Source organism: Lentzea albidocapillata (genome assembly GCF_000719115.1).
Classification (GTDB): Bacteria; Actinomycetota; Actinomycetes; order Mycobacteriales; family Pseudonocardiaceae; genus Lentzea; species Lentzea albidocapillata.
This window is the reverse complement of the sequence record NZ_JOEA01000001.1, coordinates 67,627-90,699: the sequence shown is the minus strand read 5'-3', so window position 1 is coordinate 90,699 and position 23,073 is coordinate 67,627. Positions and strand designations below refer to the sequence as shown.

Genomic DNA, 23,073 nt, shown 5'->3' with positions numbered 1-23,073 from the left:
GCCACGCGTTGATGAGCCGCCAGGCGACACCCGTGCCCGTCGCCTGGCACCAACGCCCGCACCAGGTCGAGCGCGGCAACGGTCCTCAGCCAGAACCGGGGCTGGTGGCGTGACGGAGCTCGTCGACCTCCGCCTGGAACCCGGCCGCCGTCAGCGTCTCCTCGGCCAGCTGCCAGTGCTCCCGGGCCTCCTCGCCCCGCCCGGACCGCTCCAGGGCGTTGCCCAGCACCCTCAACGACCGCCCGAACTCCGGCGGTGATCCCATCTTCCGGGCCTGTTCCATGGCCAGGGAGGCCAACCGCAACGCCTCCTCCGGCGACGAGGCCAGCCCGGACCTCAGGCGCCACACCCAGATGCGGCCCTGCCGGTCGTCGTGTTCCTCGAAGAACTCCCAGGCCTGCCGCAACTGCTCCTCGGCCAGGGAGTCCTGCCCGGACCGCACCAGCGTGTCCGCCAGGAACAACCGGATGTTGGCAGCCAGGTCCGGATCGCCGAGCTTCTGCGCGGCGGCCAGCGAGGCCCGCAGGAAGGCGGCGGACTCGGCCAGTTCGCCCGTGAACTGGTGCAGCCGCCCCAGTTCGAGGGTCGCCATCAGCTCGCTCTGCTCGTCCCCCAGCTGCCCGGCGACCCGCCGCGCCCGTTCCAGGTACTCCTGCGCGGCGGCGAGCCCGCCGGCCCGGCGCTCGATGGCGCCCAGCGAACACAGCACTTCGATCTCACCGTGCGGATTGCTGGAGGCGACGAACCGGGTCATGGCCTCGCGATGCGCTTCACGGGCCTCCGCGGACCGCCCGCTCCACTCGTGCATCCACCCCATGCCGTACCAGGCGTAGGCCTCGCCCCACACGTCACCGGCGGCGGCGAACCCTTCCTGCGCGGCCTGGAAGTCCGCGGACGCGGCACCGTAGTCGTGCAACCGCGCCCGCAGGATTCCCCGCTGCTGGAACAACATCGGCCGGCGCGCGGCAGGCGCGCAGGAGAGCCCCAGCGCGTTGATGTGTTCCCAGTCGTCGAACCGGGCCCGCAGGTCGCAGAACGCGGCCGAGCGGATCGCCAGTTCGGCGGCCAGCGACCCGAGACCCAGCGCCGCGGCCTGGGTGATCACGGCGTGGATGTTCAGCCACTCCGCGTCGAACCAGTCGGCCGCGTCCCCGAGGTCGAACCGTTCCAGCGCAAGGGGTTCCAGCCGGACGCCCTGGTGCGGCAGCTCCACGTCGGCCCGCATCGCCAGGTCGAGCCACTGCTCGAACAACGCCTTCAGAGCAACAGCCGGGTCTTCGGAGGCAGCCTCACGGCCGAAGGCGCGCAACAGGTCGTGCAGCCGATAACGCACCTGCCCCAGCGCATCGCGGCCCGCGTAGTCGACCAGCCGGGCGTCGACCAGCGCCTCGACGTGGTCCTCCGCGTCGTCCAGGTCCAGCCCCAGCAACGGGGACGCCACCCAGGCGGGGAAGTCCGGTGTGTCGACCAGCGACAGCAGGCGGAACGCGGTCCGGTGCGACTCACCCAGGCCGTCGTAGGACAGCGCGAGCGAAGCCCGCACGTCGAGATCACCCAGCGACAACTCGTCGAACCGGCGGCGTTCGTCGGACAACCGGCCGGCGAGTTTCGCGAGCTGCCAGTGCGGGCGCGCCACCAGCCGGGCCGCCGCCACCCGCAACGCCAGTGGCAGCTTGCCGCAGTAGTTCACGATCTCCTGCGCCGCAACGGGCTCGGCCGCGCAGCGAGCCTCGCCGACAGCGGCCCGCAGCAACGCCAGCGCATCGGTGGACGGCAGCACGTCCAACGGCACGACGTGCGCGGCCTCCAGACCGGCCAGCGCCGCCCTTGAGGTCACCAGTGCCGCACCCGAGGTGGTTCCCGGCAGCAACGGCCGCACCTGGGCCTCGTTCACGGCGTTGTCCAGCACGACGAGGATCCGCCGGTCCGACAACAGGTCCCGGTACAGGTCGACCCGGTCCTCCACGGAGGACGGGATCGCGCCACCGGAGACACCGAGCCCGCGCAGCAACCGGTCCAGCGCCGCGGCGGGTTCGACGGGTCTCTGCTCACCGCCGCGCAGGTTCAGGTACAGCTGCCCGTCCGGGAACGTGTCCCGGACGGCATGGGCGCAGTGCACGGCCAGCGAGGTCTTGCCGACGCCGCCGGGTCCGGTGATCGTCCACGTCCCGCCGGCGCGCAGCCCGGCCGTCAGGCGGACGACCTCGTCGGACCGCCCGGCGAAGTCGCCGACCGCGGGCGGCAGCCACGACGGTCCGGACTGGACGGCGACCGGTGCGCAAGAGCCTGCCAGCACCTCCATGTGCAGCGCGCGCAGTTCGGCGTTCGGGTCGATGCCGAGCTCGTCGGCGAGCACGTCGCTGGCCCGCCGGTAGACGTCCAGCGCCTGTGCCTGCTGGCCGGTGCGGTGCAGGGCGAGCATCAGCTGGTACCAGAAGCGTTCGCGCAGCGGGTGTTCCGCGACCAGCGAGCGCAGCTCGTCGACGATCTGGTCGTGCCGGCCCAGCTGCAGCTCGGCGTCGTTGCGGCGTTCCAGCACCTCCCAGCGCTGCTCGTTGAGCCGCTGCACGTCGGTCTGTTCCATCCGCAGCGACGACACCTGGTCCAGGGCGGGGCCGCGCCACAACGCCGCTGCCTCACCGAGCAGGCGGGCCTCGGTCTCCAGGTCGGGCGCGCGGCGGGCCTCGGCGCGCAGCCGCTGGAACGTCAGCAGGTCGAGCTGGTCGTCCTCGAGGTGGATCGAGTAGCCGGTGGGCCATGTGCGGACGAGTTTGCGGTCGGCCAGGTCGTCCAGCGACTGTCTCAACCGCATGACGTACGTCTGCAGGGTCGCGCGCGCCGCACCTGACGGTTCTTCGCCCCAGAGGTGTTCCATCAGCTCGTAGGACGAGACTGGCGCGTTTGCCTTCATCAGCAACGCGGCGAGCAGGACACGCTGTTTGGCCGAGCGCAGCTCCACCGTCCGGCCCGAGTCGATGACCTGCAACGATCCGAGAACCCTGAACCCCCATCGCCGTTGCATGAGCCGATCCTAACCAGCCGGTAACCCAAGGTGTCAGCGAAATGTCAGCGGCCGTCGTGATGCTCACAGCCCATGAAGAGGTCAGCACTGATCGCCGCAGGTGCCGTGCTTCTCGGCCTGATCACCGCCACCAACGCGGTCGCCGAGAGCGCCCCCGGCTGCGGACCCGTCACCCAGATCGGCAGCACCGCCTACGTCGGTGACCACGGGCAGCGGTGGGCGTCGGTGAAGCAGTTCAAGGGTTGCGGCAAGAACTGGGCCTACGTCTACACCTGGTCGAGCGTCCACGACGGCGGTGCTCCGTACACCCCTGAGCTCGTTCTGATCGAGCAGTGGAACTCGAAGGACGCCCGCGAACCGTACGGGCGTGTGGGTCTGCGGGAGGGCCGCTACCGCCAGCAGGAGCTCTGGTCGGGCGGCACCAGCACGTTGAGCGACTGCACCTCGGCCTACGTGGAGTGGAACTCCGGCGCGACGACCTACCGGGTCCGCACCGACATCCGCTGCTGAGGCACCGGACTGGAGCGGCGTCTTGGCCCCCCAGCGGGGCGCCGCTCCTCTTCAGACGGTGTCGCCGGGGCGCGAAGCCCAAACCTCTCCTCGGGCCCTGGTGACACCTTCCAGCTCAGGCCGCGCCTCGCGACGTCGTCATGAACTTCCCCAGGCGTGACGCCAGATCGTCCGCGGCCTCGTTGCCCCGCAACCGTTCCGCCTCCTGCTTCAACGGCCGCATGCGATCCCGCGTGCGCGCCGAGCGGATCGGGCCGGACAGCGCGATCGCCTGTTCCCCGATGTCCCGTGCCTGTTCGGCCTCGTTCTGCACCAGGTAGTTCATCGCGAGCGCGGCCAGCCGGAACGACTGGCTGCGCGACGCCTCCGCTCCCCCGGAGGAGATCGCACTGGTGAGCATCGGGATCGCCGACCGCGCGTACGTCACGTCGCACGTGCGCGCGAGTTCGGTGTGCACCATGCCGCCGATCGACACCAGGTCGGCCAGGTCGAAGAACTGCGCCCACGGCGGAGCCTCCTCGGCCACGGACCGGTGGAACTCGTCCTCGGCGCGCGCGAACTGGCGCAGCGCCTGCCTTTCCGCACCCATCTTGGCGAACGCCCACGCCTCGTTGGCGTGCAGGATCGACACGGCCAACGTGGACCCGCTGGCCTGCGCGATGGGCAAACCCCGTTGGAACGACGACAAAGCATCCTCGGCCAGCTCGTAGTGCAGATGCACGCGGCCCATCCGGTAGTGGATGTTCGCCTCCAACGCGCTGTTGCCCGAGGCCCGCGCGAGACCCATCGCACGGCCGAAGTGCAGGTGCGCCGATTCGAGCAGGCCCATGTCGAACGACGCCCAGCCGGCCAGGTTGTGCAGGTCCGCGATGGCCACCTGGAGCCGGTGCAGGACCTGCCCGGACGAACTGGTGTCGATCAGCGGGTTCGCCCAGTTCAGCAACGCGACACAGGCGTCGCGGCAGGAACCGCCGCCGTATTCGTGGTCGAGTGCCCTCAACGCACTCGTCAGGGTTTCGACATGCCGCACGTCGGTCTTGTCCACGCGATCTGGAAACGCATCGCCGTTGAACATAGGTCGGCCCTCCGGTACTCACCCGCGCCGACACCATCCCGCTGTCAGGCCTGGTCTGGAAGGGCCTTTCGACTCTCCCGGAGGGCACGCCGGCGCGACCGCCACAACGCCGTGGTGGTCGCGCCTACGATTACGGACGGTCGTGGTGAACGGAAAGGGCCAACGAGGTGTCAGCGCACGGGAACTGAATCCATTTCCCGTGACGACCCCTCACCGGAACGGCCGATCAGGTCACTCTTCCAGCGTCACCACCTGAGCGGGGCACCTGTCCACCGCGTCACGAACTCCCGGCAGCAGGTCGGCGGAGGGTTCGGCGATCAGCACGATGCCGAGCCCGTCGTCGTCCGACTGGTCGAACACTTCCGGTGCGGCGAGCACGCATTGGCCCGATCCGATGCACCCCGTCTGGTCTATCCGGACCGTCATGTCACCACACCACCGGGATCTCGGCGGCGCCGTAGGTGATCATGTCGTTGCGGTAGGCCATCTCCGTGACGGGCACGGCGGGGCGCAGGTTCGGGAACCGCTCGAAGAGCGTCCGCAGGCCGATCTGCAGCTCCGCACGGGCCAGGTTCGCGCCGAGGCACTGGTGCGGCCCGAACCCGAAGCCCAGGTGCGACACGGCGTCGCGGTCCAGGTCCAGCTGCTCGGCCCGCGGGCAGAGCGCCTCGTCGAGGTTCGCCATGAGCGACACGCTCACCCAGTCCCCCGCCCTGATCAGCACGCCGTCGACCTCGACGTCCTCGGTCGCCCTGCGGGTGAGTCCCGGGCCGCCGAGCTGGCCGACCGTGTACCGCATCAGCTCCTCGACCACCACGTCCGCACGACTCGGGTCGCGCCGCAGGATCTCGAGCTGGTCGGGCTTCTCGAACAGGTGCAACGTGAAGAGGCCGAGGAAGTTCGACGTGGTCTCGTGCCCGGCGGCGAGCAGCCCGATGCAGAGGAAGATCAGCTCGTCCATGCTGAAGTCGGTGTCGTTGGCCATCAGGCCGATCATGTCGTCGTTCGTGCCCGCGGCCCGTTTCGCCTCGACGATCGGCGTGAGCACCTCGGCGAGCTTGGTCGCGTGCGCGAGGTACTCGTCCTTCGAGCCGTTCTTGCCGAAGAGGTCGCCGGCCGTGGCCTGGAACAGCTCCTGATGCTCCGGCGGCACGCCCAGCAGTTCGGCGATCACCAGCGACGGCAGCGGCAGGCACAGCGAGGTGACCAGGTCGGCGGGAGCGCCCTTGGCCTCCATCACGTCGAGGTGCTCGTCGACGATCTGCTGGATGCGCGGACGCAGTTCGTTCATGCGCTTGACCATGAAGCCGCGCGAGAGAGGACGACGCAACCGCATGTGCTCGGCGCCGTCGATGCCATTGATGTTGCCGGGCTGGTCGGGGTCGAGCACCTCCTCGCCGTCGTCGGTGCGCATCTCCGGCTGTCCGCCCTTGCGGGTGCTGAACCGCGAGTCGGACAGCACCTGCCGGACACCGGCGTAGCTCGACACCATCCAGGCCTCGACACCGTTGGGCCAGACCATCCTGACCGGCCCGTCGCTGACGGCCTCGGCGAAACCGATCGGCGGCTGGAGCGGGTGGTCGCGTTCGTGGTGGACCGGGCAGACAGCAGCTTCAGTCACGGGAGTTCCCCTCAACAGAACAAAACTGTTCTTTTGATTCCATGACCGAACGTAGCGAAGAAACTACGCTTTGACGAGTTATTTGGCCCTGAAAGTCCCGATCAGCGGTCTCAACAGGCCGTCGACGATGCCCTCGATCACGCCCTGCTCCTCGGACCTGAGCACGAAGGTCGAGATCAGCGCGGTGATGAGAAAGTCGGCGTCGAGGCGCTCCGGCAGTTCACCGCGCGCCTTCGCCCGGTCCACGGCGACCCGCAGGTGCTCCGTGTAGGCGCGGTCGACGTGCTCCTCGCGCAGGCACGCGAGGTCGGCGTCCTGGCGACTGCCTTCGAGCAACCCGAGGAAGATGCCGGCGGTGTCGAACGGCGTCGGCTCGCCCCACGCCAGCAGGATCTGGCGGACGTCCTCGGCGAACGTGCCCTCGTCCGGCTGGGGCAGTTCGGGCAGGTTCGCCTTCAGCGCGTCCGTGATCAGCCGCGCCTTGGACGGCCAGCGCTGGTAGAGGCTCGCCTTGCTGGCGCGCGCCCGGCCGGCGACGAGGTCCATGTTGAACCGCGCGTAGCCGACCTCGGCCAGCACACCGAGCACGGCGGCGAAGACCTCCTGCTGACGCTCCGGCGCGTCCAAAGGCGTGCGACCCAACATGTCTCCCAGGCTCAGGTGACGTGCACCGTACCGCCGGGCGCGTCCGTGAGCCGACCCGTGCGCCGCACCGACATCCAGCGCAACTGCGTGCCGTGCAACGCCGTGATCAACGACTGGATGACCACGACGTACATCAGCTGCCGATAAACCAGCTGCTGCAACGGATAGGCCCACAACGGCCGGAGCGACTCGCCGTCGAGCCGCAGCGCGTACCCCGCACTCGCCGTCTGGATCAGCAGGAACACCGCCCACACGATCAGCCCGAGCGGTGCGTCCGCGACGAGGAACCCGTACAGCACGAAGAGGTCCATCACCGGCGCGAGCAGCGGCAGCAGCAGGTGGAACGCCAAGAGGTAGAGGAGTCCGAACCGGCCCATCGGCCCGTTCTCCACCAACGCGCCACGGTGCTTCCACATCGCCTGAAAAGTGCCGTACGACCAGCGGTAACGCTGCCGGAACAGGCCGTGGAGGCTGGCCGGTGCCTCCGTCCACGCCCTGGCCTCCGGACGGTAGGCGACCCGCCAGCCCGCGCGCGTGACGGCCATCGTGAGGTCGGTGTCCTCGGCCAGCGTGTCGTCGCTGACGCCGCCGACGTCGGTGAGCGCGGCCCTGCGGAACGCCCCGACCGCGCCCGGCACCGTCGGGATGCAGCGCAGCGCGTGCAGGATCTGCCGGTCCAGGTTGGAGCCCGCGCAGTACTCCAGGTGCTGCCAGCGCCCGAGCAGGCCCTGCCGGTTGCCGACCTTGGCGTTGCCGGAGACCGCGCCGACCCCGTTGTCCGCGAACGGTTGCACGAGCTGGCCGATCGTGTCCGGCTCGAAGATCGTGTCGCCGTCCACGAGCACCAGCACGTCGTGCGCCGCCTCGCGGACGCCCGCGTTCAACGCCGCCGGCTTGCCCTGGTTGGTCTGCCTGATCACGGTGACGCCGGGCAGGTCCAGCTCTTTGGCGACATCCGCGGTGCCGTCGGTCGAGCCGTCGTCGACGACGATCACCTCGACGTCGGCGACGTGGTTGTTCCCGGCGATGGACCTGACCGTGGCGGCGATGTTGAGCGCCTCGTTGTACGCGGGGACGACCACCGAGACCGGCGGCGCGAACCACGGCGGCGGCTCGCTCTCCCGCCGCAGCCGGCGGTCGGTGTGCGCGAGGCCCAGCTGCATCAGGGTGCGCAGCAGGCCGAGCAGGGCGGCGATCGCGATGGCCGTGCCGAACAGCACGAGCACGACACCGCCGTTGCGCTGGGACCACGTGGTGACCGCGCCGGTGAACCGTTCGCGCACGGAGGCCTCGACCGGCGGTCCGTCGTCGACGAGCACGAACCGGTAGCCGGGCTGCCTCGCGAGTTCCCGGGCGATGTCGCCGCCGATGCTGCCGTCGTCGTGCAGCCGGACGACGCCTCCCCGCTCCCGCAACGACATCCGCACCAGCGTGCCGATGTCCTGGTACTCGCGGTCGCCGCTGTCGACCTCGGCCGGAGCGCCCACCAGTCGCGTGTGGACGCCCAGCGCGTCGGCGAGCGCGGCCTGCGCGAAGGCGAGGTTCAACGGGTCGGTGTGGTCGCCTTCGGCGCGGAACCCGTCGATGCCGATCCGGTGCCCCTCGGCGACGATCCGGCGCGCGACGTCAGGATGCCGGGTGACCTGGGCGCCGGTGACGAAGAAGGTCGCCTTGATGCCCGCGGCGTCCAGTCTCTCCAGGGTCCGCGGCGTCCACTTCGGGTCCGGGCCGCCGTGGAACGCCAGCGCGAGCGTGCCGTCCGGCAGTTCCCGGTGCCCGCCCGCGACCGGGACGGGCTCGGGCCTGATCGACGCGTAGGCGTGGAACGACACCACGCACATCAGCACGAGCAGCCCGAGCAGGATGGAGATCCAGTGCAACCGCGGCGTGCGCGTCACCACGCTCCCAGCAGCGTGCCGCCCACCACGGCCGCGAACACGATCAGTCCACTCGCGACGGTCCAGCTGACCAGCCTCGCCGTTACCCGTCTACCGCCGGTTCTGTCGACGAAGACCTGCATTTTCTCTTCCCCCCAGTGATGATGCGGACGACCGCGACCACCAGTGCCGCGCCGACCGCCGCCGCCATCCACGGAAACCCGTTCACCAGCAACGGGACCGCGTCAGCGGCGAACTCCTTGCTGCTCCCCCACGGCGCGTACCTCTTCGACTGCCGTTCCCAGGCCGCGTCGCCCACCGCGACGACGACGAACACGAGAGGTGGCGCCGGTGCCACCGTCCACAACCCCACCCGGCGAACCAGTGCCGAGACCACGAGCGTGCCGCCCACGAGCCACCCGCCGAACGCCCAGCCGAAGTCGCCCCCGTCCACCCAGACCCCCGTCTGCGCGAACACCGCCAGCATCGCGAGCGCGGCGAGAGTGGGCAGTTGAACCCCCATGACCACCTAGAATAGTTCAGGGGGTGTTCTGTTCATGCAATCACGTGGCGGCTATCACCGCGCGGTCTTCCTCGTCCTCACGCGCATCGCGTGGACGGCTCTGAGCGTGGTCGTCCTCGCCGCCTCCGCGTTCGCCTGGACCACCGTGTCCACCCTCTCGACGGGGGTCGAGAGGTCCTACGCGATCTCCGACGACGCACCGCGCTCGGAGTCCGGCCGCAACATCCTGATCATGGGCCTGACGACCAGGCTGGACCTGCACGGCGAACCACTCCCGGACGACGTGCTGCGGCGCATGCAGGCGGGCGAGAGCGACCGCGGCGGCTACAACGCGAACACGCTGATCCTGTTGCACATCCCGGTTTCCGGACCGGCCGTGGCGATGTCCGTGCCCAGGGACAACCTCGTCGCGCTGTCGTCGGGCGGCGAGGGCAAGATCAAGGAGGCCTACGGGCGGGCCAAGATCGTCGAGGAGGACCGGCTGCGCGCGGCCGGCACGCACGACAGGCGGGAACTGGAACGCGCCGGGCGGGAGGCCGGGCGCAGGGCACAGGTGCAGACGGTGTCGTCGTTCCTGAGCCAGCCGATCGACCACCTCGTGGAGATCTCGCTGATCGGGTTCTTCCACATCGCCGAGGGGCTCGGTGGCGTGGACGTGTGCCTGCGCAACGCGACGAAGGACCCGTTGTCCGGCGCGGACTTCCCGGCCGGGCCGCAGCACCTCGACGCGGGCCAGGCGCTGTCGTTCGTGCGGCAGCGGCACGGCCTGCCCGACGGTGACCTCGGCCGCACCAGGCGGCAGCAGGCGTTCCTGTCCGCCGTGACCAAGCGGCTCAAGGGCGCGGACGTGGGCGCGGTGCAGGCGATGATCGACATGGCCAAGCAGGATGTCGTGCTGGACGCGCGGTTCGACCTGATCGAGTTCGCCCGCGACATCCCCTCCGAGGTGCGGTTCGACACGCTGCCGACCGAGGGTGGCGCACACCTGGGCGGGCTCGACGTGAACAGGGTGGACCAGGCCAAGGTGAGGGCGAAGGTGACCGAACTGGCCACGGCCCCGCCCCCACCGCCGCCCGGCGACGGCGTTCCCTGCATCGACTAGACGCGGCGTTCGGTGACCCAGGTGGCGATCTGCGCGCGCGAGCTGAAGCCGAGCTTCTGCAGGATCCGCTCCACGTGCCCCTCCGCGGTCCGCCGCGCGATCACCAGCCTGGCCGCGATCTCCTTGTTCGACATACCACCGGCGATGAGGTCGGCGACCTGCTGCTCGCGCCGGGTCAGCGGGGCGAGGGCCAGGACCGGCACCGGGACCTGCGCCTGTTCCTCGCCGATCGCGAACGCGATGGCGTCGTCCAGTTCGAGGTCCATGCCCTTGCGGAACACCGCCCGGAACTCCTGCTCGCCGAGCGTGGAGACCGTCGCGGACTCGCATTCGCCGTGCGGCGTGCCGAAGTAGCGCGACCCGAACATGGGATAGCCCACCGACTGCCAGATCTCGTTGGTGGCGCCCAGCAACGTGGCCGCGCGCACCGCGTTGCCCTGCGAGGCGGAGATCCAGGCCAGCAGTTCGATCGCGAGCACGATGCCCAGCAGGTCGTGGAACGAGCGCTTGATCCGCAGGCACTCGCGGCCGAGCACGTCGGCGCGGGCCAGGTCGCCGCTGACCCACGCGCACAACGCCAGCACCCAGGTCGCGTAGGCCTGCGCCCACAGTTCGCCGTGCTCCTCGCCGATGGCCTTGGCCTCGACGCAGAGCCGTTCGGCGGACGCGAAGTCACGCCGGAACGTCGCCGAGATCGCGAGCTCGATGCCGGCGAGCATGGTGTGGCTGTTGACCGTGCCCTGGCTCCGGTACAGGCGCATGGCCTCCTGGAACCCGCTTTCCGCGAGGTCGAGGTCGTCGCTGACCAGGTGCGTGCAGGCGATGCGGTGAGTCGCGTAGGCGAGCGCGGACCCGTCGCCGGACTCGACGGCGTACTCACGGCACTCGTCCAGCATCCGCACCGACGCGGGCAGGTCGCCCTGCAACGTCGAGACGTAGCCGTTGACCCACAGCGCTTTGGCCCGCAGCGGGCCCGGTTTCGCGCTCGCCACGGCGCGGTCGAGCCAGTGGCGGCCCTCCCCGAGCATGCCGCAGCCCGCCCAGTAGAACCACAGCGTGCTCGCCAGGTGCACGCAGTGGTCGCCGCCGTGGTCGAAGCCGAAGTCCAGGGCGGACCGCAGATTCCCCTGCTCCAGACGGGTGAGCGCGAAGATCTGCGGCTGGGCCGGCCCGAACCACTCCTGTTCGCGGCGCTCGGCCCACTCGATGAAGTGGTCGCGGTGCCGTTCGCGCATCACCTGTTCACGGCCGGCGTCGCGCAGCTTCCCCAGGCCGTACTGGCGCAACGGCTCCAGCAGCCGGAAGCGGGTGCCGGACGGGTGCTGCTCGGCCACCACGACGGACTTGTCGACCAGGCCCATCAGCGAGCGCATGATCTCCTCGATCGGGACGCTGTCACCGGAGCAGACGCGTTCCGCGGCCTCCAGGTCGAACGTGCCGGAGAACACCGACGCCCGTGCCCACAGGATCTGCTCGGACCGCGTGCACAGGTGAAAGCTCCAGTCCACCGCGGCGTGCAGCGTCTGGTGGCGGGGGTCGCCGCCGCGCTTGCCGTCCGCGAGCACCCGGAAGGTGTTGTCCAATCTGGACGACAAGTGGTCAAGACCGAGCACGCGCAGGCGCACGGCCGCCAGTTCGATGGCCAGCGGGATTCCACCCAGCAGCGCGCAGATCTGGCTGACCTGCTCGTGGTTGCGCGCGTCGAGGACGAAGCCGGGGTCGACGGCCACGGCCCGTTCGGCGAACAACGCCACCGCCGGGTCCTGCGGCAGAGGCGCGACCTGCCACAGGTGTTCGCCGTCGACGCCCAGGCGTTCGCGGCTGGTGGCGAGCACGCGCAGGCCGGGGACCCCGCGCAGCAGCGCGTCCACGAGGTCGGCGGCCGCCCCGATGACGTGCTCGCAGTTGTCCAGGACAATCAGCATCTGCCGGTCGCGCAGGTGTTCCACCAGGACGGTGCGATGCATGCGGACGGTGTCGTCGCGGACGCCCAGTTGTCCCAGAACCGTGTGCACCACCAGTTCCGGGTCGGTGACACCGCCCAGTTCGACGAACCACACCCCGTCGCGGAACGCCCTGCTCGTCTCGGCGGCAGCACGCAACGCCAGTCGCGTCTTGCCGACGCCACCGACGCCCGTCAGAGTGACGAGGCGCGACTCGGACAGCAGCCTCCTCACCTCGGCGACGTCGTGCTTGCGGCCGACGAAAGTAGTTGTGTCAGCAGGCAAATTGCCTCTGCGACCTGGGTAAAGCGAACCGCCCACAGCGGCACCCTAGGTCTGCTCGATCTCCCGCTGCAATGCGGTCCCCCGGAGGTACCAACGCTGAAACACGGGTAGTTACCCCCTAGGGCGCATGCGGTCACCTCGCCAGCCTTGAAGGCTTGGGGGGACGTGGCCGCGGGAGGGGACGGGATCATGGCCGGTAGCAGCCTCGAGGTCGACGTCCGGGAGCAGAACGGCGTACTCGTCGTCCGGTTCAGCGGACGGCTCGACTGGGCGACGTACATGCGCGCGCAGGACGTGTTGCTCGACCACGCCACCAAGGAGCTCGTCGGAGTCGTGGTGGAGCTGGACGAGCTCGTCGCCGAGTCTCCCGCGCTGCTCGTGCTGTTCGACGTCGTGTGGCTGTCCGCGGTGCGCTGGCCGGGCATCTCGCTGAGCATCGTCGTCAGTGATCACCGGCTGCGCTCCACGCTGGAGTCGCGCGGGCTCCCCCGGCACATCCCGATGTACTCGACGACCTCCGCCGCGGTGGCCGCGGTCGAGCGGCTCAAGCACGAGGACCGGGTGGACGCGCCGCTGCCGACGTGCCGCTGCCTGCCCCACGTGGCCGAGCGGATCACCGAACGCGCCTGTGAGCGGTGGGGCATCCAGTCGATGTTGGACGTCGCACCTCAGGTGGCCGTCGAGCTCGTGTCACACATCGAGGACGACAGCCCTCTCGCACTGCTGCTGCGCATGCGTGGGAACAAGTTGTCCGTCGCCGTACGCACGACCGCACGCTTCGACCTCAAGCAGTGGCACATCATGCGGCACAACGTCGCGTCCATCGCCGTCTGCAACTTCACGATGGGCGAGACGCCGGCCGGGGGTGGACGGCACGTGATCTGGTCGGTGCTCGACGTGCCTCAGGACAGCCGGCGGCCCCCGATCTACCTTCCGGAGACCGCCGCCTTCACCCATCAGGCTTAACGCTTCCGGGTCGTTCTGAGTGGCGGCTCTACTGGCCGTCCTAGTATGCGAACGTCGCCGCGACGCTCGTGCGGTAGGCCCTGAGGACCTGGCGGTCCGCGGCCGCTTCCGACGAGCCGACACACTGGTGCAGCCAGCAACGATGCAGGGCGCACGTCACCCGTGAGCAGGGGTCGAGGCCCAGTTCCTCGGCCAGGTCCTCGGCCTTGAGGACCGCTGTCAACGTCGTGTCCTCTGGCTCGGAGGAGGTCACCAGCCGCAGGTGCGCGCGTCGCCTCATAAACAGATCCTGCCCCCTGGATTTTCGTCCTGCCTACCCGCATTACTACCTGCTTAACCGCCACTTTCGGACAATTCCAGGTGACACAGGACCTCTTCTCAGCCGGACCTGGGCGCCTTACCCTCGGAACCCAACGGCGGCGCAGAGGTGTACTCCATGGCGGATCCTGCGTACTTCCCTCCCCCGCACTCCAGCCGCATCGGTGCGAGCGATGTGGAGCAGCTGGAGTCGCAGACCCGTTCGCTGCGTTCGGTGGACTATCAGTACGGCGGAGGGGCGTGCCGTGACGCCGTAGTGGTGCGGATCTACTGGGCGCAGCAGCTGCTGGCCGCCGAAGCCTCGGACGGGGTGCGGGCGCGCCTGTTGTCCGCGGTCGCGGATTTGCACAACCTGGCCGGGTGGACGTCGTTCGACAGCGGTCAGGTCGGGGCGGCGTACCACCATTTCGACCGTGCGCTGGATTTCGCGCGTCACGACGAAGACCTGATCACCAACATCGTTTATCGGCGTGGGCGCGTGCATCTGCATCACGGCGCACCGGGCGATGCGCTGGCTTACTTCCAGAGGGGCGCCTTCGCGCCGTTGGCTGCGAGCATCATGTACGCGAACGAAGCGTGGGCGTACGCGCACCAGGCCCGTTCCGCCGAGGCGTTGCGAGCGTTGGGGAAAGCGCAGGACTCGTTCGCTTCCGCGGATCTGGCACATGTGCCCGACTGGGCGCGGTTCCACGACGAGACCGACCTGACGGCGATGACCGGCACGATCCACACCGAGCTCGGCGACACCCGTGCCGCGCTTCCCGCGTTGCGCTCGGCGATCGAGAACTTCGGCCCGGCGATGGCGCGCAGCCGGACGTTCTGCCTGATCTCGCTGGCCACGTGCCACTTCCTCGACGGCGACTTCGATGAGGGCCAGACCGTGGGGACGCGGGCGGTGCGTGCGGCGGAGGAGCTGAAGTCGGAGCGGGTGTGGGACCGGATGCGCCCGATGACGCAGGCGGCGGCCGTGCGCGGGATAACCCTATGACGATCACTTCGCCTGCGGGAGCTTGACCTTCTTCTTCACGCCCGGCGACGAAGGCGGCGGCACCACGGGCCCGATGTCCCCGTCCGGCGCCTCGTCCAGGTCCACGATCACCGGCGCGTGATCGCTGGGTCCGGTCCCCTTGCGCGCGTGCCGGTCGATCCACGCGGCCTTGGCCCGCGGCGCGACGGAACTGGACGCGAGGATCAGGTCGATCCGCATGCCGAGGTCGCGGTGGAACATGCCGGCCCGGTAGTCCCAGTAGCTGAAGATGCGCTCGGTGGGCCACCGGTCGCGCACGACGTCGTGGAACCCCAACGCTTCGATGGCCTGCAATGCGGCGCGTTCGGGTTCGGTGACGTGGGTCTGGCCGATGTAGGCCTCGGGGTCGAACAGGTCGGCGTCGGTGGGCGCGATGTTGATGTCGCCGCACACCAGCGCGTCCGAAGGGCCTGTCTCCAGCACGTCGCGCAGTGCTGCCAACCACTCCAGCTTGTACTTGTAGTGGTCCGACTCCGGCTCACGGCCGTTGGGCACGTACAGCGAATGAACGCGCACGCCGCCGCACGTTGCGGCTACGGCGCGGGCCTCGACGTGTGGAAAGCCCGGTGCGCCAGCTACGCCTACTGCGACGTCGTCCAGGCCCACGCGGGAGAGGATGGCCACGCCGTTCCACTGCGTCTCGCCGAACAGGGCGAACTCGTAACCGCGTTCCTTCAGGGCGTCGCTCAGCAACGTGGTGAAGGCGTCGTCGGCCAGCTTGGTCTCCTGCAGGCACACGACATCCGGCTGCCGTTGGTCCAGCCACGGCAGCAGGCGGGGTACGCGTTGCTTGACGGAGTTCACGTTCCAGGTCGCCACTCGCACGCGCTCCACGGTAGTCACACGGGCTAGAGCGCGCATCGAGCCAGGCCCTAGACGCGCACGGGCGAGCGCAAGCCGCGTGCTGCCACCCACGCGACGATGGGCAGCACTACGAGAGACAGCAGGCCCCATTGGAGGTTCCACACGCCTGCGATGGCGCCGACGACCGGAGAGCCCAGGCCGCCGATGCTGACCGCGAGGCCGAGCGTGACGCCGCCGGCGGTGCCGAGGCGGTTGGGCAAGTAGTCCTGGCCGAGGGTGACGTGCAGCGAGAACGGCACGTACAGCGCCACGGCCGTGAGCGCCACCGTCAGATACACGGCCGGACCGGGCACCAACGCGACTCCGGCGACCGCGGGCACCGCGACCGCATAGGACACCTGCAGGACACGCACGCGCCCGAACCGTCCGGCCAGCACGCCGCCGAGCAACGTGCTCGCGGCACCGGCTCCGAACAGCACGACCAGCGCCGCCGCTCCGGCCGCCGGGCCGCCGCCGACGCGGCCGGTCACCCAGATCGCGAGGAACGTGCCGAGCCCGAACGTCACCATCGAACGCGCGACGATCACCACCGTCAGCCTGCTGAACTGGCCCCAGTCGTCACGGCCCGCCGAAACCTGGCCCGCGGAGGCAGCGCCGTGCACCCCTCGCAGCGCCACCGTCGTCAACGCGCCTCCCACCAGCGCGGGAACCGCGAGCAACGGACTCCACGCGAGCCCTCCGAACGCCAGCACCGGTGTGACGAGCACAGGGCCCAGGGCGAACCCGACGTTGCCGCCTACCGCGAACCAGCTCATGCCGACGTGGCTATCCTGCGCGACGCGACGCGCGAGACGGGCGGCTTCGGGGTGGTACGCGGCGACACCGAGGCCCGACAACGCGATCGCGAGCCACGTCAGCAGGTACGAGTCACTCAGGCCGGACAAGCCGATGCCCACGCCGGCGAGCGTCATGCCGAGAGGAACCAGCCACGGCATGGGCCGCCGATCGGTCAACACCCCGAACAGTGGCTGCACGACCGACGACAGCAACGTCGCGGCGACCGTGATGCCGGCCGCCGCGACGTAGCTGTAGTCGCGTTCGAGCACCAGGAACGGCACGACGGCCGGCACGGCACCCTGGTAGAGGTCGTTCACCGCGTGCCCGGCGACCAGGACCGACATCCGCCGGCGAGAGTTGTCCACGCACCGATCGTCGCGCCCGCCAGCGCGTTCGCGATTCCGATATTCTGCCGATGTATGTCGAATTCTCGCCATCTGCCGGCGGCGCCGACCACGAGCCGCGACCTGGCGGCCGCCAGTGGTGTCACCGCGCACTGGCACGACGAGCACCAGATCGTCTACGCCAGCCGTGGCGTCGTGGCCGTACACACGGAGACGTCACGCTGGATCGCGCCCGCGCACCGTGCGTTGTGGATCCCGTCCGGTGCCGTGCATTCACATCGCGCGTACGGCGTCACACGGCTGCATTTCCTCGGGCTCACGCAGAACCCCCTGAAGCTCCACGAGCCGACGGCACTCGCCGTCTCTCCTCTGCTACGTGAGCTGCTCATCACCTACACAGAGCTCACCGACCGAGAAACCCCTGCAGGCAAACGAATGCGCGCGGTACTGCTCGACCAACTGGCCACCGCGTCCGAACGACCGGTGCGCGTTCCCGCCGCCCACGACCCCAGGCTCGCGGCGGTCTGCGCGACGCTCGAGACCGACCCCTCGGACACACGCGGTCTCGAAGCGCTCGGCCGCGAGGCCGGCGCGAGCGGCAGGACGCTGACCAGGCTGTTCCGCGACGAAATGGGCATGACCTTCCCCCAGTGGCGCACGCAGGTGCGGCTCTACCACGCCCTGCGCCTGCTCGCCGAGGGCCAGCCCGTCACCGCCGTCGCCCTGCAGTGCGGATTCGCCACCGCGAGCGCGTTCATCGACGTGTTCCGCCGCTCGCTCGGCCACACCCCCGGTTCGTACCTCTAGAGCACCGAGAACACCTCCTCCGCGCGGTCCCGCTGCACGAACATCTGCCACGCGGTCTCGGCGATGTCGTCCGGGTCGAGGGTGTGGCCGGCCAGGGAGCCGAACCGCCCGGGCATGGACTTCACCGTCTGGTGGATGTCGCCACGTTCAACCACGCCACCGATGGTGAGCGTGCCCGCGTACACGCCCTTCTCTGCCAGCGCCGCGTTCAGCGTCACCGCGTAGTTGCGCAACGCGGCACTCGTCAGCGCGAGCGCACCGAGCATCGGCATCGGCTGCACCGCGCTCAGCCCGCCGGCGAACAGTAGGCCGCCCCCGCGCTCGACGACGCCCGGCAGCACGCGCTGGACGACGTCGATGGCCGGGTAGAGCCAATCCATGGCGGCACGCGCGTCGTCGGACGTGGCCGACGTGATCTCACCGGGCGCGTCGTTCAGATCGGTGGCGCCGGGCCCGTAGTACACGACGTCCACCGGACCGATCTCGTCCAAAGTGGACAGCAGCTGCTCGCGGTCACGGACGTCGACGGCGAATGCCCGCCCGTGCACGCCGGCCGCGGCAAGAGACTTCAGGTAGTCGCCGTGCCGATCACCGCGCCGCGAGAGCAGCACGACGTCGTAGCCCTCACGCCCGAAGCGGTGCGCGATGGACATGCCGAGCCCAGGACCGACGCCGAGCACAACAGCGGTGGGAGACATGGGTTTCGTCCTTCCGAACGCTAATTCGAGGCGACCCTCGACTTACGCCCGCCGACGCTACCACAGAATTCGAGGGCACCCTCGACTTAACGCCCGAGTAGGATCCGCCGCATGGTCACCGCGTCGAGGCCCCTGCGTGCGGACGCGGCACGCAACCGGGACAAGCTGCTGGTAGCGGCCACGGAACTGTTCGCGGAACGCGGCCTCGACGTGCCCCTGGAACACATCGCGCGCAGGGCCGAGGTCAGCATCGGCACGCTCTACAAGCACTTCCCGACCCGCGACGATTTCGTGGCGCAGATCTTCCCGCAGCGCCTCGCCGCCCTGGACGTCATCGGCGACAAGGCCCTGACCGAACCGGACCCCTGGCAGGCCTTCGCCGGCTATCTGGACGACCTCTACGCGTTGCAGGCGGAGGATCGGGGCCTCAACGACGTGCTGGCCCGCGACCTGCCGAACGCCCCCGAGGTGGTCTCGGCCTGTCACCGCGGGGCCGGCCACGCGGGAATCCTGATCGACCGCGCCATGGCGGCAGGCGTACTGCGCGCCGACTACTCGATCGCCGACCTGGCAACGTTGACCAGGGCGATGGCCCAGGTGATCCGCGATTCTCCCGGCGAGTGGCGGCGCTTCCTGTCGATCTACGTAGAAGGCCTGCGCGCATAGCGAAACGCGGGTGGGGCCCCGGACATGTCCAGTCCAGGGCCCCGTTTTGCCGCCCATTTGCGCACACCAGCGACGTTTAAGAGTCGGATCAGTCCTTAGGTCGCCGCGCTCTTCCGTTGAGCTACGGCCGCATGAGTGGAGCGGCCAGCAGGATTCGAACCTGCACCTCGGCGAGTCTTGTCCGGTCTCGAGTGATCTGGCGTTCGGCGGAAATGCTGAGTCTGGAGCGAGAGTCTGAGTTTGATCCCGGCTTGCCTCTACCGATTGGGCTACCCCGGCGTGATGGTGCCGGGAGGAGGATTCGAACCTCCACTTGGGACCGAGTGGTTCAGGCTGACGTTTCAGTTTCAGCTTTCACGCTCCCTGAAGGGAGCGCACCCCCGCGCTCCAGCGGGGGAGTCTGTGGACGCTAGCGGAAGAGGTAGTCGAAGACCACCTCACCGACGCGCTGGTCGGTGATCTCCAGGCCGTTGGCTTCCTCGCGGGCGAACTTCACCGCGTGCTGGAGCTTCTCGACCCGGTCGACGAGCTCGTTGACCCGCCGGGCAGGCAGCGCACCGGAGAACTTCACCGTGGTCCAGTACCCCACCGGGATGTCCTCGTAGTACACCTCGACCTGCGCCGGGTGCTTCTCCGTGGCCTCGGCCTTGACGTGGTTGCGCGGCACCTTCTTGGTGCGGATGGTCCGGACCTGCTCGGTGCGCCAGTAGTCGGCGGACTCGTCGAAGTTCCAGTCCTCGGCCGCGTCCAGCAGGGGCAGCTTCTTCACGAAGGTGTGCAGGTCGGTCAGCTGCTTCTCGAGGAACAACAGGTACGACACCGGCACGTCGCGGAGCAACGTCTGCCCGTCGACCACCACATCGGCCTTCGCGACGCAGTTGGCCCAGTCCTTGGTCGCCGTGACGTCGAAGAGCCGGGTCATCACGGCTGCGGTCTTCCGCAGCACGTCCTCGGCTTTGATCTGCACGCGCGTGGACTCCGGCGGCAGCACCTCGCCGTCCTCGTCCTTCGGCTGGTACGTCCGGGAGATGCCGGCCAGCAGCGCGGGCTTCTGCAACCCGTGGTGAGCGTCGGTGAGGTCCCGGAGCGTGCCCCCCTTGACACTCTTCTCCACCGCGATGATCTGGTTCAGCTTCGTCATGCCGCACCCCCTTTGGTCTCGCGCACCCTACGCACCGAAGAGCCGCGTCCGCACGCGATTTGACCTGGTGGAGGTGGTGGGGCAGGTGGGGCTCGAACCCACGACCTGACGGATTATGAGTCCGCTGCTCTGACCAACTGAGCTACTGCCCCCTCGCAGTCGCGGCGCCCCCGAGCCGCTGACACCGCGTGGTGGAGGATACCGATCAGCCCGAACGGGCCTTGCGCGCCCCCGTGGCGAGCGACACATAGGGTAGACGCGTGCGTTTGATCCTCCGCGACTTCACCCCGGCGGACGAGCCGGAGGTGCTGGCGCTGTTCGCCGACTGCGACGACTGGTTCCAGGCCGCCACGGGGCATCCGTCCGGGCCCGGTGACGTGCAGAGCCTCTTCTACGCGTTGCCGGAGGGTGCCGCGTTCGAGCAGAAGCACCTGCTGGTCGCGCAGGCACAGGGCATGATCGGGTTCGTGGACCTCGTGGTCGGCCACCCCGCTCAGGGCGAGGCGAGCATCGGGTTCTTCCTGGTGCCGCGGGATCTGCGCCGGTGGGGCATCGGCACGGAGATGGCGAAGGCCCTGGCCGAGCGCTTCCCGGACGTCACGCGCGTGCACGTGCGGCTCGACGACTTCAAGCCCGGCAACGAGTTCCTGAAGGCGTTGGGCTTCGTGCGCAACGGTCAGCGGGCCGTACTGGAGGTCGCGCCCAGGTCCGCCGGCCGGTAGCCGCGCGGATAGCCCGGGTAAGTGCGGTTGGGGGTGCTGGTGAGCTTCAGCGCCTTGCGTACCGGCATCCGGCGCACGACGAAAGCCCTCAGCCGCAACGCACGCCGTCCCAGAGCACCGACCCACGAAGGCGGCGCGACGAACCCGAACGCTCGCACCATCGCCGGGTCCAGCATCGCGACCACGGCCCGTGCGACCACCGGACGCGCCACGGACGGGTACCACGAGCAGAACAGGTCCAGCGTGTACTGGCCGATGCGGCGGTTCGACGGCGCGAACACGAAGTGCTCCTGCTCGTAGGCCGTTTTGAACGCCAGGAACTCGTCGTAGCCGGCCGGGATGTCCTTGATGCCCATGCGGGCGCCGACCGCGCGGTAGAAGTGGAATCCGGCCAGTTGTTCGTTGCGGGTCAACGAACGCCAGCCGTAGCGGCGCAGCCAGTCGATCGGGTCATAGATGAACGTCGAAAGCACGTAGAGCATGTCGTCGTTCGAGATGTCGTAACGGCCGTGCTGGCGGTTGACGACGCGGAGCGCCTCACGGCCGCGTGGGGAGTCGTAGCCGTGCTCGACCAGTTCCGCCATCAGGACGGCCGTGTCGTCGTAGCGCTTCTGCGGGCGCCGTTCGAACTCTCCGGTGCGTTCCAGCAGGCCGGAGATCGTCGGGACGCAGTACGTGCGGAACAGCGCCATTTCGAGGGACTTCTGGTAGTCCCACGGGAACTCCAGACCGGCGGAGATCCTCACGATCTCCTCGTGGTCGGCCACGGGGTCGAGCGCGGAGATGCGGCGGAGGTTCGCGAAGCGGGTGGCCATCCGTCCAAGCTGGCTCAAGGCCCGGCAAAGCACTAGGCCCCAGTCGGATGACTGGGGCCTAGTGGCTAAGCTCCCCCAACTGGACTCGAACCAGTAACCCTGCGATTAACAGTCGCATGCTCTGCCAATTGAGCTATGGGGGAATGTTCGGTTGTTCTAGCGTGTCAGGCTTGGTTCCTCCTGACAGTGGGTAACTCTACATGAGCCGCGAAAGGGGTTTTGCAAGGACCCCCCACTTGGCGGCATCACAGGCTCTGAACAGGCACGATGCGAGAGGAGACGCTACATGAAGGGCATCTTGGTGGGCGCGGCGATCGGCTACGTGCTCGGCGCGAAGGCCGGACGGGAGCGTTACGACCAGATCGTGCGCCTCTGGCACCGCTTCACCGCCAACCCGACCGTGCGCAAGACGGCCGCCCAAGCCAAGGACAAGGCGTTCGAAGCCGCAGTTCAGGCGAAGGACCGGGCCACGGATGTCGCGGAAAAGGCAGCCGAGAAGGCTCCGTGGCGTCACCAGGAGAACTCCGACGGCAAGGTCACCACTTCCCCGATGACGCCGCGGAAGTGACGCGCTTCACACCTGGGCGACCGCGAAGATCCGCCTGAAAGGGAACCAAGTGGTGCCGTCGGCTCGCTGCGGGTACGCCTCACGCAGCCGCGGCGCCAGTTCCGCCACATAGGCGTCCCAGTCCGCTGAGGACAGTGCCGCACGCACGGGCCGCAAAGCCGTGCCACTCACCCATTCGAGTACGGGATCCGGGCCGGACAACCGCTGCACGTACGTCGTCTCCCAGACGTCCGCGACGGCGCAGTCGCCGAGCAGGTCCGCGTACTCGACAGGGTCCAGAACCGGCTTCTCCGCACGGAAGACGTGCGCCAATCCCTCTCCCGCCACCTCACGGATCAGGCGGTGCGACGCGTCCGCGTAGTTGCCGGGGACCTGGAACGCGAGCCACGCGCCGGACGGCAGCGCGTCGACCCACTTCGACACGATCGAGGGATGTGAAGCGACCCACTGGAGGACCGCGTTCGACACGACGACGTCGGTGTCCGGCAACGGTTCCCACGTGGTCACGTCGTCAACGCGAGCGTCGACACCGGCCGAACGCGCCGCCTCGACCATCTCCGGAGACGAGTCGAACGCCTCCACCACCGCCGAGGGCCACCGCGCGGACAGCGACGAGGTCAGGTTGCCGGGCCCGCAGCCCACGTCGACGACGCGACGAGGCTCCGAAGCCCGTACGCGCCCAACGAGTTCGTAGAACGGCCTTGCCCGGTGATCGGCGAAGGCCAGGTACTGCGCCGGATCCCACATACGGCTAACA

23 protein-coding genes and 2 tRNA genes are annotated in these 23,073 nt (G+C 69.2%); 8 read left to right on the top strand and 17 right to left on the bottom strand.

Features of this window, described 5'->3' with window-relative positions:
- Positions 1-85: 85 nt before the first annotated feature.
- A complete protein-coding gene (locus IG04_RS0100530; RefSeq protein ID WP_051768569.1) occupies positions 86-3,022 on the bottom strand; it encodes an AfsR/SARP family transcriptional regulator in 2,937 nt (978 codons plus the stop codon).
- Positions 3,023-3,094: 72 nt separating this feature from the next.
- On the opposite strand from IG04_RS0100530, the gene IG04_RS0100525 reads away from it, so the two are divergent.
- Positions 3,095-3,532: a hypothetical protein gene (locus IG04_RS0100525; RefSeq protein ID WP_030474473.1), complete on the top strand. Its 438-nt coding sequence runs from the start codon at positions 3,095-3,097 to the stop codon at positions 3,530-3,532.
- Between the two features lie 115 nt (positions 3,533-3,647).
- Here IG04_RS0100525 and IG04_RS0100520 read toward each other — a convergent pair whose 3' ends face one another.
- The 6 genes from IG04_RS0100520 to IG04_RS0100495 all read right to left on the bottom strand — a co-directional run bounded on the left by IG04_RS0100520 (position 3,648) and on the right by IG04_RS0100495 (position 9,273).
- Positions 3,648-4,577, bottom strand: a complete 930-nt coding sequence (locus IG04_RS0100520; RefSeq protein WP_144065491.1) for an NsdA family TPR-like regulatory protein — start codon at positions 4,575-4,577, stop codon at positions 3,648-3,650.
- 261 nt (positions 4,578-4,838) lie between these two features.
- The gene (locus IG04_RS0100515; protein WP_030474471.1) at positions 4,839-5,033 is read right to left on the bottom strand and encodes a ferredoxin; all 195 of its coding nucleotides are present in this window, start codon (positions 5,031-5,033) and stop codon (positions 4,839-4,841) included.
- Position 5,034: 1 nt separating this feature from the next.
- A complete protein-coding gene (locus tag IG04_RS0100510) occupies positions 5,035-6,228 on the bottom strand; it encodes a cytochrome P450 (protein WP_051768566.1) in 1,194 nt (397 codons plus the stop codon).
- A gap of 78 nt (positions 6,229-6,306) precedes the next feature.
- Complete coding sequence (locus IG04_RS43620; protein WP_084401757.1) at positions 6,307-6,873, bottom strand: TetR/AcrR family transcriptional regulator; 567 nt, start codon at positions 6,871-6,873, stop codon at positions 6,307-6,309.
- A gap of 11 nt (positions 6,874-6,884) precedes the next feature.
- Entirely contained in the window at positions 6,885-8,771 is a 1,887-nt protein-coding gene (locus tag IG04_RS0100500) for a bifunctional polysaccharide deacetylase/glycosyltransferase family 2 protein (protein ID WP_036013286.1), read from the bottom strand.
- A gap of 82 nt (positions 8,772-8,853) precedes the next feature.
- Positions 8,854-9,273, bottom strand: a complete 420-nt coding sequence (locus IG04_RS0100495) for a DUF6542 domain-containing protein (RefSeq protein WP_030474467.1) — start codon at positions 9,271-9,273, stop codon at positions 8,854-8,856.
- A gap of 34 nt (positions 9,274-9,307) precedes the next feature.
- Between IG04_RS0100495 and IG04_RS0100490 the strand changes: the two genes are divergently transcribed.
- Positions 9,308-10,375, top strand: a complete 1,068-nt coding sequence (locus IG04_RS0100490; protein ID WP_051768561.1) for an LCP family protein — start codon at positions 9,308-9,310, stop codon at positions 10,373-10,375.
- On the opposite strand, the gene IG04_RS0100485 is transcribed toward IG04_RS0100490, so the two are convergent.
- Positions 10,372-12,603, bottom strand: a complete 2,232-nt coding sequence (locus IG04_RS0100485) for an ATP-binding protein (protein ID WP_051768560.1) — start codon at positions 12,601-12,603, stop codon at positions 10,372-10,374. The genes IG04_RS0100490 and IG04_RS0100485 overlap by 4 nt on opposite strands.
- A gap of 189 nt (positions 12,604-12,792) precedes the next feature.
- Here IG04_RS0100485 and IG04_RS43615 point away from each other — a divergent pair, with 189 nt between their 5' ends.
- On the top strand, positions 12,793-13,569 hold the full coding sequence (locus tag IG04_RS43615) for an STAS domain-containing protein (protein ID WP_144065492.1): 777 nt from the start codon (positions 12,793-12,795) through the stop codon (positions 13,567-13,569).
- A gap of 40 nt (positions 13,570-13,609) precedes the next feature.
- Here IG04_RS43615 and IG04_RS0100475 read toward each other — a convergent pair whose 3' ends face one another.
- The gene (locus IG04_RS0100475; RefSeq protein ID WP_030474464.1) at positions 13,610-13,849 is read right to left on the bottom strand and encodes a hypothetical protein; all 240 of its coding nucleotides are present in this window, start codon (positions 13,847-13,849) and stop codon (positions 13,610-13,612) included.
- Positions 13,850-14,005: 156 nt separating this feature from the next.
- Here IG04_RS0100475 and IG04_RS0100470 point away from each other — a divergent pair, with 156 nt between their 5' ends.
- Positions 14,006-14,875 carry an NsdA family TPR-like regulatory protein gene (locus IG04_RS0100470; protein ID WP_051768555.1) on the top strand — a complete coding sequence of 290 codons (870 nt, stop codon included), beginning with the start codon at positions 14,006-14,008 and terminating at the stop codon, positions 14,873-14,875.
- 3 nt (positions 14,876-14,878) lie between these two features.
- Here the strand turns inward: IG04_RS0100470 and IG04_RS0100465 are convergent, their stop codons facing one another.
- Together IG04_RS0100465 and IG04_RS0100460 are read right to left on the bottom strand one after the other, a co-directional pair.
- Positions 14,879-15,748, bottom strand: a complete 870-nt coding sequence (locus IG04_RS0100465) for an exodeoxyribonuclease III (RefSeq protein WP_245816422.1) — start codon at positions 15,746-15,748, stop codon at positions 14,879-14,881.
- 38 nt (positions 15,749-15,786) lie between these two features.
- On the bottom strand, positions 15,787-16,899 hold the full coding sequence (locus tag IG04_RS0100460; RefSeq protein WP_036013155.1) for an MFS transporter: 1,113 nt from the start codon (positions 16,897-16,899) through the stop codon (positions 15,787-15,789).
- 75 nt (positions 16,900-16,974) lie between these two features.
- On the opposite strand from IG04_RS0100460, the gene IG04_RS0100455 reads away from it, so the two are divergent.
- Positions 16,975-17,706, top strand: a complete 732-nt coding sequence (locus IG04_RS0100455) for an AraC family transcriptional regulator (RefSeq protein WP_030474460.1) — start codon at positions 16,975-16,977, stop codon at positions 17,704-17,706.
- On the opposite strand, the gene IG04_RS0100450 is transcribed toward IG04_RS0100455, so the two are convergent.
- Positions 17,703-18,404 (bottom strand): SDR family NAD(P)-dependent oxidoreductase, encoded by a 702-nt coding sequence (locus IG04_RS0100450; protein WP_030474459.1) that lies wholly within the window; start codon positions 18,402-18,404, stop codon positions 17,703-17,705. The two genes, IG04_RS0100455 and IG04_RS0100450, sit on opposite strands and share 4 nt — an antisense overlap.
- Positions 18,405-18,515: 111 nt before the next feature.
- Here IG04_RS0100450 and IG04_RS0100445 point away from each other — a divergent pair, with 111 nt between their 5' ends.
- Positions 18,516-19,070, top strand: coding sequence for a TetR/AcrR family transcriptional regulator (locus tag IG04_RS0100445; protein ID WP_030474458.1), 555 nt, complete (start codon positions 18,516-18,518; stop codon positions 19,068-19,070).
- A gap of 409 nt (positions 19,071-19,479) precedes the next feature.
- Here the strand turns inward: IG04_RS0100445 and IG04_RS0100440 are convergent, their stop codons facing one another.
- Together IG04_RS0100440 and IG04_RS0100435 are read right to left on the bottom strand one after the other, a co-directional pair.
- Positions 19,480-20,211 (bottom strand): DUF7873 family protein, encoded by a 732-nt coding sequence (locus tag IG04_RS0100440; RefSeq protein WP_030474457.1) that lies wholly within the window; start codon positions 20,209-20,211, stop codon positions 19,480-19,482.
- A 74-nt stretch (positions 20,212-20,285) separates the two neighbouring features.
- A tRNA-Ile gene (locus tag IG04_RS0100435) sits at positions 20,286-20,363 on the bottom strand.
- Positions 20,364-20,471: 108 nt separating this feature from the next.
- On the opposite strand from IG04_RS0100435, the gene IG04_RS0100430 reads away from it, so the two are divergent.
- Entirely contained in the window at positions 20,472-20,933 is a 462-nt protein-coding gene (locus IG04_RS0100430; protein ID WP_051768551.1) for a GNAT family N-acetyltransferase, read from the top strand.
- Here IG04_RS0100430 and IG04_RS0100425 read toward each other — a convergent pair.
- Both IG04_RS0100425 and IG04_RS0100420 read right to left on the bottom strand, forming a co-directional pair.
- Complete coding sequence (locus IG04_RS0100425; RefSeq protein WP_030474455.1) at positions 20,888-21,748, bottom strand: oxygenase MpaB family protein; 861 nt, start codon at positions 21,746-21,748, stop codon at positions 20,888-20,890. The genes IG04_RS0100430 and IG04_RS0100425 overlap by 46 nt on opposite strands.
- Positions 21,749-21,818: 70 nt before the next feature.
- Positions 21,819-21,891: transfer RNA gene (locus IG04_RS0100420), tRNA-Asn, on the bottom strand.
- A 143-nt stretch (positions 21,892-22,034) separates the two neighbouring features.
- Between IG04_RS0100420 and IG04_RS42135 the strand changes: the two genes are divergently transcribed.
- Positions 22,035-22,316: a YtxH domain-containing protein gene (locus IG04_RS42135; RefSeq protein WP_036013152.1), complete on the top strand. Its 282-nt coding sequence runs from the start codon at positions 22,035-22,037 to the stop codon at positions 22,314-22,316.
- Positions 22,317-22,322: 6 nt separating this feature from the next.
- On the opposite strand, the gene IG04_RS0100410 is transcribed toward IG04_RS42135, so the two are convergent.
- A complete protein-coding gene (locus tag IG04_RS0100410) occupies positions 22,323-23,063 on the bottom strand; it encodes a trans-aconitate 2-methyltransferase (protein WP_030474453.1) in 741 nt (246 codons plus the stop codon).
- Between the last annotated feature and the right edge of the window lie 10 nt (positions 23,064-23,073).

Bases quoted from the DNA above. Each gene is read 5' to 3' on its own strand.
- IG04_RS0100530 (WP_051768569.1), bottom strand. From the start codon at position 3,022: ATGCAACGGCGATGGGGGTTCAGGGTTCTCGGATCGTTGCAGGTCATC.
- IG04_RS0100525 (WP_030474473.1), top strand. From the start codon at position 3,095: ATGAAGAGGTCAGCACTGATCGCCGCAGGTGCCGTGCTTCTCGGCCTG.
- IG04_RS0100515 (WP_030474471.1), bottom strand. From the start codon at position 5,033: ATGACGGTCCGGATAGACCAGACGGGGTGCATCGGATCGGGCCAATGC.
- IG04_RS43620 (WP_084401757.1), bottom strand. From the start codon at position 6,873: ATGTTGGGTCGCACGCCTTTGGACGCGCCGGAGCGTCAGCAGGAGGTC.
- IG04_RS0100495 (WP_030474467.1), bottom strand. From the start codon at position 9,273: ATGGGGGTTCAACTGCCCACTCTCGCCGCGCTCGCGATGCTGGCGGTG.
- IG04_RS0100490 (WP_051768561.1), top strand. From the start codon at position 9,308: ATGCAATCACGTGGCGGCTATCACCGCGCGGTCTTCCTCGTCCTCACG.
- IG04_RS43615 (WP_144065492.1), top strand. From the start codon at position 12,793: ATGGCCGGTAGCAGCCTCGAGGTCGACGTCCGGGAGCAGAACGGCGTA.
- IG04_RS0100475 (WP_030474464.1), bottom strand. From the start codon at position 13,849: ATGAGGCGACGCGCGCACCTGCGGCTGGTGACCTCCTCCGAGCCAGAG.
- IG04_RS0100470 (WP_051768555.1), top strand. From the start codon at position 14,006: ATGGCGGATCCTGCGTACTTCCCTCCCCCGCACTCCAGCCGCATCGGT.
- IG04_RS0100460 (WP_036013155.1), bottom strand. From the start codon at position 16,899: ATGTCGGTCCTGGTCGCCGGGCACGCGGTGAACGACCTCTACCAGGGT.
- IG04_RS0100455 (WP_030474460.1), top strand. From the start codon at position 16,975: ATGTCGAATTCTCGCCATCTGCCGGCGGCGCCGACCACGAGCCGCGAC.
- IG04_RS0100450 (WP_030474459.1), bottom strand. From the start codon at position 18,404: ATGTCTCCCACCGCTGTTGTGCTCGGCGTCGGTCCTGGGCTCGGCATG.
- IG04_RS0100445 (WP_030474458.1), top strand. From the start codon at position 18,516: ATGGTCACCGCGTCGAGGCCCCTGCGTGCGGACGCGGCACGCAACCGG.
- IG04_RS0100440 (WP_030474457.1), bottom strand. From the start codon at position 20,211: ATGACGAAGCTGAACCAGATCATCGCGGTGGAGAAGAGTGTCAAGGGG.
- IG04_RS0100425 (WP_030474455.1), bottom strand. From the start codon at position 21,748: ATGGCCACCCGCTTCGCGAACCTCCGCCGCATCTCCGCGCTCGACCCC.
- IG04_RS42135 (WP_036013152.1), top strand. From the start codon at position 22,035: ATGAAGGGCATCTTGGTGGGCGCGGCGATCGGCTACGTGCTCGGCGCG.
- IG04_RS0100410 (WP_030474453.1), bottom strand. From the start codon at position 23,063: ATGTGGGATCCGGCGCAGTACCTGGCCTTCGCCGATCACCGGGCAAGG.